Genomic DNA, 8,883 nt, shown 5'->3' with positions numbered 1-8,883 from the left:
CCTTGCAAGGGAAACATCAATGAATTTAGTGATATTGATTTATTTGTTGTTATCTTTAAATGTGAAGAATCTTAAATATTTCCTCATCTGATAGAGGGATATCAAGTGTTTTCAATCTTGATTTTTCACCGGATACAATCTTTATATCTTTGACCTCAAATTTTCTCTTTAAAAATTTTAATAACTCTCTATTTGCCTTTCCTTTTACTGGTGGTGCAGAAATTTTAACATACAAAATACCCCCTTTAAAATCCTTTATCTCATTCTTTTTCGCATTTGGAATGACTTTAACCAGTAATTTCACAATGGAAAATTAGAGGAGGGTTAACCCTCCTCTATATTATTTCACAGCATGGCATGCAACGAAATGCCCTGGTTTTATCTCTCTAAGTTCAGGTTTTACCTCTTTACATATTGGCATTGCAACAGGACAACGGGTATGAAAAACGCACCCTGACGGAGGGTTTATTGGAGAAGGAATATCTCCCTTAAGGATTATTCTTTCCTTTTTAACCTCTGGGTCTGGAACAGGAACTGCAGATAAAAGTGCTTGAGTATAAGGATGAAGAGGATTCTCAAACAACTCCTGATTCTCAGCTATCTCCATTACCTTTCCAAGATACATAACAACAACTCTATCACACATGTGTCTTATAACTGCTAAATCGTGAGCAATGAATAGGTATGTCAGTTTTAGCTTCTCCTGAAGATCGTTTAGAAGATTTATCACCTGAGATTGGATGGAAACATCAAGGGCAGATACAGGCTCGTCGCAAACAACAAACTTTGGGTTCAAAATTATAGCTCTTGCAATACCAATTCTCTGCCTCTGTCCTCCAGAAAATTCATGGGGATACCTGTTTAGATACTCTGGTCTTAATCCAACAAGTTCCATAACCTCAACAACTCTATCAAGCATCTCGTTTCTATTCTTTATAAGTCTATGAACTACGAGAGGTTCACCGATTATCTCTGAAATTGGCATTCTTGGATTTAGAGAACCGTATGGATCTTGAAATATTATCTGCATATTCCTTCTCAACTTTCTTAACTCCTCTCCCTTCAAATTATTTATGAGTTTCCCCTCAAAGTAAACCTCGCCATCTGTTGGTCTATACAACTGAAGGATTGTTTTTCCTACTGTTGTCTTTCCAGAACCTGATTCACCTACAAGGCCAAGTGTTTCACCTTCATATATGTCAAAGGATATCTCATCTACAGCTTTAACCCATGCTATAACTCCCCCGAGAACTCCACCATGTATTGGGAAATACTTCTTTAGATTCTTAACTCTAACCAAAGGTTCTGCCATCCTACACCCCCTCTCCTGGTTTCAGGTAGTTCCAGCATCTAACCCAATGTCCTGGAGAAATTTCTTCAAGGGGAGGTTCTTCCTCTCTACATTTCTTTGTGGAATAGGGACATCTTGGATGGAACTTACATCCCTTTGGCATATGGTATGGATTTGGAACTACACCCTCAATGGTGGCGAGTCTTTCTCCGGGTTTTCTTGGTTTTGTAACAAGAGGTATAGAGTGAAGCAATCCATAAGTGTATGGATGTTGTGGATTCTTAAATATCGTCTTTACATCGGAATATTCAACTATTCTTCCAGTGTACATAACTGCAATGCTATCTGCCATTTCTGCAATTACTGCAAGGTTATGGGTTATCATTAGGATTGCCATTCCTATTTTCTTCTTTAAATCCTTCATAAGTTCAAGAATCTGAGCTTGAATTGTAACATCAAGGGCAGTTGTTGCCTCATCTGATATAAGAAGATCAGGATTACATGAAAGAGCCATAGCAATCATAACTCTCTGTCTCATTCCTCCTGACATCTGGTGTGGATAGTTGTAGAATCTCTTTTCTGGATCAGGTATTCCAACAAGATCCAACATCTCAATGGCTTTTTTCTTCGCCTCCTCTTCAGTAACATCCTGATGTACGAGAATTGCCTCCATCACCTGAAAGCCAACAGTAAATACTGGATTAAGGGAGGTCATCGGCTCCTGAAAGATCATGGAGATCTGACTCCCTCTGACTCTTCTCATCTCCTCTTCTGTCTTCTTAAGTAGATCCTCTCCTTTAAACCAGACCTCTCCTTTAACAATCTTTCCAGGGGGCCATGGAACAAGTCTCATTATAGAAAGGGATGTAACAGATTTTCCACAGCCAGATTCACCCACAAGGCCAAGAGTTTCACCAACTCTAATCTTTAAATCAACTCCTTCAACTGCCCTTACAACTCCATCATCTGTATAGAAGTAAGTTGTCAAATCTTTTGTTTCTAAAAGTATGTCTTTTTCCATGATTTACTCCTTATATCTTAAGTCTTGGATCAAGGGCATCCCTCAACCCATCACCAAGGAAGTTAAAAGAGAGAGTTGTTATAAATATGGCAAGACCGGGCCACCATACAAGCCATGGTGCAGAGAGCATAAATGTTTGTGCACCATTAAGCATATTTCCCCAGGAAGGAGTCGGTTGTCTAATCCCTAAACCTAAAAAACTTAATGTAGCTTCGTAGATTATATTTCCACTTATTGCAAGAGTAGAAGCAACTATAACAGGAGCCATAACATTTGGCAGAAGATGTCTAATCATTATCCTTAAAGGACTTGCACCTATAGCTCTCGCTGCCTCTATAAATTCTTGCTCTTTTAAAGATAGAACCTGTCCTCTTACAAGACGAGCTACCCCCATCCAACCAAATACCGTGATAATAAGAATTATTGTAAAAACTGATCCTCTAATTATAGCATTAAGAACAACCATCAAAGGTAAAACCGGAATGGAAAGCATCATATCTGTAAATCTCATTATTAAAGTATCAGTTAATCTCCCAGAGTAACCAGAGATCAATCCAAGAATCAAACCTATAATCGCCGATAAGATACTTGCACTTAAACCTACGGTAAGAGAGACTCTTCCTCCATAAAGAAGTCTTGCCCACGCATCTCTTCCCATTTGATCAAGCCCCAATGGATGCCCTGGTCCAGGAGGAGCCAACTCCACTCTGGTAGACCAAGGAACAGACTCTATATAGGTGTAAGGGTCATTTCCCAAGGATAAATAGGGTGCAAAAACTGCTGAAAGTATAATAATGATAAGCACAACAAGGCTTATCATTGCTATTTTATGTTTCCTCAATCTTCTAAAAACATAATACCAATAACCATGAACTTCTATTTTTTCCTCTCTTAATGCAGTTTCAGTAACACTCATATGAACCTCCCATTATGTGTATCTAATTCTTGGATCTATTACGGCATAGAGTATATCTGCGATGAGATTTCCAACGACGACAAGAATTGCATCTATCATAATTATAGCCATTGCAACAAATATATCCTGCTGCATTATAGCTTTATAGGTAAGTCTTCCAATTCCATCAATAGAGAAAACTGTCTCTGTTATCATGGCACCACCTATAAGAGCAGGGAACGACAAACCTATAAGAGTTATTATAGGTATAACTGCATTTCTGAAAGCATGTTTATATATAACAACTCTCTCAGGGAGTCCTTTTGCTCTTGCAGTCCTCACATAATCCTGTCTAATAACCTCAAGCATTGAGGATCTCATATATCTGAGCCATGAGCCAACCTGAAAAAGAGTAAGCACAATTATAGGAAGAGTTAAATGTTTAATATAGTCTAAGAATCTCAACCAGAAAGGGGCTTCTGAGAAGGAAATTGGCATCCCATGATAAATTAGAAAAGCTTCATGGACCCCAGCGGCTGGAAAAATGGGAAACTTTACTGCAAAAAGATACATCAGCATTAAACCAAACCAGAATGTAGGCATTGACATTCCAAAAAATGCAAAGAAAGTTAGAAAGTTGTCAACCCATGTATATTGATGTAGTGCAGAATAAACACCAAGTGGGATGGAAAGTAGAACTGCTAAAATTAAGGAACCTGAAGAAAATGCTATTGTAACTGGAATTCTCTCTTTTATAAGTTCAAGTGCCGTTCTTCCAGGAGCAAGTGTTGTAAGTCCCCATCCAGTTTGTGGGAAGAAAAATTCTTTTAGCCAGTAGAAAAATCTAATTATAAGTGGCTGATCCCAATGCCATATGTGTTTAAGCCTTGCTATATCTTCGGGTCTAACATGAGGGTTTATTACGAGCTGAGCAAACGGATCTCCCAGTTGAGAGACTAAAAAGAAACTTATAAATGCTATTCCTATAAGAACTGGGATAAATTGAAGAAGTCTTCTAATTAAATAATTTTTCATCTCATTCCTCCAATTTATTTGTAAAATAAAGGGGGAGAATTTCTCCCCCTTTAAGAAAAAATAAACCTAACCTAAACTATCCTTCCCAATACCAGTAATCAACATTCCATGTGCTTGGAGTTACAGCACTCACTGGGAAGTCAAATCCGACAAGTCCTTTTTTAATCACACAAACAGCTACGTGCATATTGAGATACAACTCTGGTAAATCATCATAAATAATCTCCTGTATCTTCTTTGAAATTTCAATTCTCTTTTCTGGATCAAGAGTTGCTTCTCCCTCATCTAATAATTTATCTACAGTTGGATTCCTGTATCTTGTAAAGTTCTGACCTGCCCATCCATTTTCCTCTGTTGGAATTTGCTCGGTGTGATAAAGTGTGAGAGGAATAATATCTGCTGGATCTGCACCCCATGCAAACAGAGCACCTTGGAATGTTCCGTGAATCCAATCATCAATCATTGGTCCCCAGTTCTTTGGAACATAATTTACAGTGACTCCAAGATTATCCTTCCAGTATTTTGCCATGAACTCTATCTCTTGTTCTCTTACTGCATATCCTGCAGGTCCTTCAATATCAATCACGACCTTCTTACCATCAGGATTGATGAGATTACCCTGTGCATCCCAAGTATATCCAGCATCTTCGAGTATCTGTTTTGCCTTCTTTGGATCATATGGATATTTTCCAACAAGTTTCTTATTGAATGCAGCGAACTTTGGAGGCATAAATCCATAACATAAAGGACGTACGCCAAAGAAGATCTTATCACTCATCTTCTTTCTATCTAAAGCATACATAAGTGCCTTTCTTAAGGTTTTATCCTTAAGAATTGGATCCTCAAGATTAAGAGTTACATGCTCCCAATAGACTGAATCAATATAATGGAAATTATGTGTTTTCTTAAGGCCTCTCTTCTCTGCTGCATAGGCTTGAGGTACATCAAGTCCAATTCCTGGGATTGTCATCTGAACTTTTCCTGAAAGCAACTGCATAAGCATTGTATTTGTATCTGGAGTGAAGTAGAAAATTATCTTATCAAGTAGTGGCTCAGGTCCCCAATAGTTTGGATTCTTCTTTAGAATTACATAGTTTCCTGGAGACCACTCATCAAGAACATATGGTCCACCATGAATTGGTTTCTGGTTGTAATCACAGCTATTGATTAATGCTGGATCCTTATCAAAGATTGGTTTAAGAATATGAGCTGGATAGAGTCCTGCACCAGCTACACCGTATTGAGCCCAAATTGTCTTCTCTTTCCAGTAAACAATAATTGTATATGGATCTGGTGTTTCAATCTTTGCAACCTTCTCTGCAACATCTCTTGAAACAACCTGGATCTTATTACTCATCTGAAGTTGATATCCAAACACAAAATCTTCTGCAGTAATGGGCTTACCATCTGACCATTTTGCACCTTTCCTCAAGTGCCAGATAGTCTTCATTGTTCCATCTGGATTTACAATCCAATCTCCATCACTAATCTGTGGAATCTTCTTTGCAATTACAGGATACAATACTCCGCTTGGAAGAGTAGAAGCTTCAGCTGTATAAATGGGACCAAACACTTCATTCATAACTGCACTTGAATCAAGTGCAACAAAAGCAGTCTTAGGCTCCTCACATGTTGCAATTGCAACACTTCCACCAACCTTAGGTGGGAAGATAACCATATAGACTCCATAGGCGCACTCTGCTCTGTTTGCTGGAGCTCTTGGTCTTAAATTTCTCTCCTCATCCCACTTTAGAACCTGAACTTTTGGTCTTACTGCGATGGTCATCGCTCCATATGCCCAGCTATCAATCTCATCCTCATCGTTGGAAAATGTGAGAGGTTCCTTAATTTTCTTTGCCTCATCGGCATAACCTAAAACATTGGTTAAAATTGCAGCAAGTTCCTCTCTCTTTATTGGATTCTTAGGTCTAAAGGTTCCATCTGGATATCCCTTAACATATCCTGCCTTTACTGCAGTCTCTACAAACTTGTAAGACCATCTTGTCTTTGAAACATCCTTGAATGTTGGAGTGGAAGGAGATACAAGGGTGAGTTTCTTTGCAAGAACTATCATTGTGGCAAATTCTTCACGGGTGACAGATCTCTCTGGTTTGAAGGTTCCATCTGGATAACCCTTAAGAACACCCATATCAACCAATTTGTAAATCTGTTTTGCAGCCCAATAATCTTCTGGAACATCCGGGAACTTACCCTGAGCATAAGCTCTTCCCCAGAGTCCTAAACTAAACACCATAAGCAGTGCCAAAGTCACCGCCAAGACTTTTTTAAACATGTTTTACCCTCCTTTTTGTAAGGATTTTTAATTTTTGAAAGGTGTTTTTTAACTGCTATCACCTCCCTTTTTTTCTTTTATATTTTAAAGTAAAAAAATGGTTTTGTCAAATGAATAAAGAGAGGAAAATTTATACGATAATATCATATAAAATCTTTAATTTCTATACGATGGTATCGTATAGAAAAGTTTATTTAATTTTTAATCTTGTAAGTGTTATAATTTATCCATGAAAGTTATATGGGCTCCCTGGAGAATCAAATATATCCTCTCGGCAAAGAGAAAGGGAAAGAAGGAATGTTTTATATGCAATGCCGTGAAAAGTAATGATGACGAGAAAAACCTTGTGGTAAAGAGGGGGAATAAGGTAATAGTAATCATGAATAGATTTCCTTACAACCCTGGACATTTAATGGTCTGTCCCAAAAGACATGTTAAATTTCCCTATGAATTGACAGAAGAGGAGAACTTGGAAATCATGAATACACTCTCAGAAATGGTAAAGTTACTTAATAAAGTCTTCTCTCCAGAAGGATTCAACATAGGACTCAATGTTGGAAAAGCCTCTGGTGCCGGTGAGGAACATTTACACTTTCACATAGTGCCAAGATGGACTGGAGATACAAACTTTATGCCAGTATTTTCTGAGACAAAGGTGATACCGGAATTTTTGTTAGATACCTATAAAAAACTAAGAGAGGCAATGGATGAGAGTGGTAGCTGATTTTCACATTCACTCAAAATACTCAAGGGCAACAAGTAAAAATATGGATGTGGAGAACATATCAAGATGGGCAAGGATAAAGGGTATTGATATAGTAGGAACAGGAGATTTTACTCATCCTGAATGGCTAAAGGAACTTAAAGATCATTTAAAGGAAGATGGAGAGGGCCTATACATCTACAATGGTGTTCACTTTGTGCTTTCCAGCGAAATCTCTTTAGTTTTTGCTCAGGGTGGAAAGACAAGGAAGGTTCATATATGTCTCATCTCTCCATCTTTCAGAGAGGTAGAAAAGATAAACAATGAACTTGGAAAATTTGGCGATCTATCAATAGATGGAAGACCGACACTACCTCTATCATGCAAAGAACTTGTGAGACTTGTAAAAGATGTATCCCCTGATACCTTTATATTTCCTGCCCATGCATGGACTCCATGGTTTGGAATATTCGGCTCAATGACTGGATTTGATTCCATTGAGGAGGCATTCGGAGAAGAGGCAAAACATATCTATGCATTAGAAACAGGCCTTTCATCAGATCCTCCCATGAACTGGATGGTATCGAGTCTTGATAGATTCTCCCTTGTATCCAATTCAGATGCACACTCTCCTTCACATCTTGGAAGAGAGGCAAATGTATTTGATATAGAGTTTAACTTTTATGAAATGGTGGAAGCTATAAAGAAAAAAGATAAAAACAAGTTTTTATTCACTATAGAGTTCTTTCCTGAGGAGGGGAAATACCACTATGATGGTCATAGGAAATGTGGGGTATCAATGAGTCCAAAGGAGGCTAAAGAGAGAAAAAATATATGCCCTGTCTGTGGGAGACCAATGACCCTTGGAGTTTTACACAGGGTTTATGATTTATCTGATAGAGAAGAGGGATTCTCTTCAGAAAGATTTATTCCTTTCAAGCGTCTTGTTCCTCTTCAAGAAATTATCGCCCAGGCTATGGAAAAAGGAGTAGCCACAAAAGGGGTTCAGGATGAATACATGAAACTTATTCAGATATTTGGAACAGAGTTTAATATTTTGCTTTTCACACCTCTCTCTGAACTGGAAAAAAGAATGAACAAAAAAATATTTTCTGCAATAAAAAATATGAGAGAAGGGAGGGTAAAGATAGAACCAGGATTTGATGGGGAGTATGGGAAAGTTTTAGTTGAGATAGATAAAGATGAGGAAAAACCTCCATCACTTTTTGGATAAGATACTTACAGAAGGAAAAAGGGTATCTATAGATAGCATCCGCATATTCAATCCAAAGAAGGTTAAGTTTTCAATTAGAAATGTATTTAAATGTCAATTTGGTTGTCCAATGTACAACAAAAGACTCTCATGCCCACCATTTATCCCTTCTTACACTGAATTTAAAGAACTATTTAAAAGTTACAGACTCGGATTGCTGATATCTTTTAATTTAGAAGTAAATAATGAGAAAGAATTTGTATTAAAGAAGAGAGAGATTGAAGAGTTCCTTCTCATATCAGAGAAAATTCTACTCCCTCAATTCCATTTTGCCTTCTCTCTGTTTCCGGGAAGTTGCGAGCTTTGTGAAATTTGTGAGTTTGAAAAGAGTAGAAAGTGTCCAAAAAGAGAAAAAGTAAGACCCTCTATATC

Annotated in this window: 9 protein-coding genes; 3 read left to right on the top strand and 6 right to left on the bottom strand. The window is 37.8% G+C overall.

Annotated features, from left to right (window positions below; translation table 11 throughout):
* Positions 1-55 precede the first annotated feature (55 nt).
* The 6 genes from J7J33_03700 to J7J33_03675 all read right to left on the bottom strand — a co-directional run bounded on the left by J7J33_03700 (position 56) and on the right by J7J33_03675 (position 6,535).
* On the bottom strand, positions 56-307 hold the full coding sequence (locus tag J7J33_03700) for a YggU family protein (GenBank protein ID MCD6168393.1): 252 nt from the start codon (positions 305-307) through the stop codon (positions 56-58).
* 33 nt (positions 308-340) lie between these two features.
* Entirely contained in the window at positions 341-1,312 is a 972-nt protein-coding gene (locus J7J33_03695) for an ABC transporter ATP-binding protein (GenBank protein MCD6168392.1), read from the bottom strand.
* Between the two features lies 1 nt (position 1,313).
* Positions 1,314-2,312, bottom strand: a complete 999-nt coding sequence (locus J7J33_03690; GenBank protein MCD6168391.1) for an ABC transporter ATP-binding protein — start codon at positions 2,310-2,312, stop codon at positions 1,314-1,316.
* A gap of 10 nt (positions 2,313-2,322) precedes the next feature.
* Positions 2,323-3,228: an ABC transporter permease gene (locus tag J7J33_03685; GenBank protein MCD6168390.1), complete on the bottom strand. Its 906-nt coding sequence runs from the start codon at positions 3,226-3,228 to the stop codon at positions 2,323-2,325.
* Between the two features lie 12 nt (positions 3,229-3,240).
* Positions 3,241-4,242 carry an ABC transporter permease gene (locus J7J33_03680; protein ID MCD6168389.1) on the bottom strand — a complete coding sequence of 334 codons (1,002 nt, stop codon included), beginning with the start codon at positions 4,240-4,242 and terminating at the stop codon, positions 3,241-3,243.
* Positions 4,243-4,318: 76 nt separating this feature from the next.
* The gene (locus tag J7J33_03675; GenBank protein ID MCD6168388.1) at positions 4,319-6,535 is read right to left on the bottom strand and encodes an S-layer homology domain-containing protein; all 2,217 of its coding nucleotides are present in this window, start codon (positions 6,533-6,535) and stop codon (positions 4,319-4,321) included.
* Positions 6,536-6,764: 229 nt separating this feature from the next.
* On the opposite strand from J7J33_03675, the gene J7J33_03670 reads away from it, so the two are divergent.
* From J7J33_03670 to J7J33_03660, 3 genes are all read left to right on the top strand, one after another.
* A complete protein-coding gene (locus J7J33_03670; GenBank protein MCD6168387.1) occupies positions 6,765-7,259 on the top strand; it encodes an HIT domain-containing protein in 495 nt (164 codons plus the stop codon).
* Positions 7,243-8,472 (top strand): DNA helicase UvrD, encoded by a 1,230-nt coding sequence (locus J7J33_03665; GenBank protein ID MCD6168386.1) that lies wholly within the window; start codon positions 7,243-7,245, stop codon positions 8,470-8,472. The genes J7J33_03670 and J7J33_03665 overlap by 17 nt, the downstream gene beginning before the upstream one ends.
* On the top strand, positions 8,441-8,883 hold a 443-nt coding region (locus J7J33_03660; GenBank protein MCD6168385.1), incomplete at its 3' end, for a hypothetical protein. The genes J7J33_03665 and J7J33_03660, both read left to right, overlap by 32 nt.

Source organism: Caldisericia bacterium (genome assembly GCA_021158845.1).
Lineage (GTDB): Bacteria > Caldisericota > Caldisericia > B22-G15 > B22-G15 > B22-G15.
The sequence above is the reverse complement of the archived record's forward strand: the minus strand, read 5'-3'. Positions and strand labels throughout refer to the sequence as shown.

Bases quoted from the DNA above. Each gene is read 5' to 3' on its own strand.
- J7J33_03695 (MCD6168392.1), bottom strand. From the start codon at position 1,312: ATGGCAGAACCTTTGGTTAGAGTTAAGAATCTAAAGAAGTATTTCCCA.
- J7J33_03690 (MCD6168391.1), bottom strand. From the start codon at position 2,312: ATGGAAAAAGACATACTTTTAGAAACAAAAGATTTGACAACTTACTTC.
- J7J33_03685 (MCD6168390.1), bottom strand. From the start codon at position 3,228: ATGAGTGTTACTGAAACTGCATTAAGAGAGGAAAAAATAGAAGTTCAT.
- J7J33_03680 (MCD6168389.1), bottom strand. From the start codon at position 4,242: ATGAAAAATTATTTAATTAGAAGACTTCTTCAATTTATCCCAGTTCTT.
- J7J33_03675 (MCD6168388.1), bottom strand. From the start codon at position 6,535: ATGTTTAAAAAAGTCTTGGCGGTGACTTTGGCACTGCTTATGGTGTTT.
- J7J33_03670 (MCD6168387.1), top strand. From the start codon at position 6,765: ATGAAAGTTATATGGGCTCCCTGGAGAATCAAATATATCCTCTCGGCA.
- J7J33_03665 (MCD6168386.1), top strand. From the start codon at position 7,243: ATGAGAGTGGTAGCTGATTTTCACATTCACTCAAAATACTCAAGGGCA.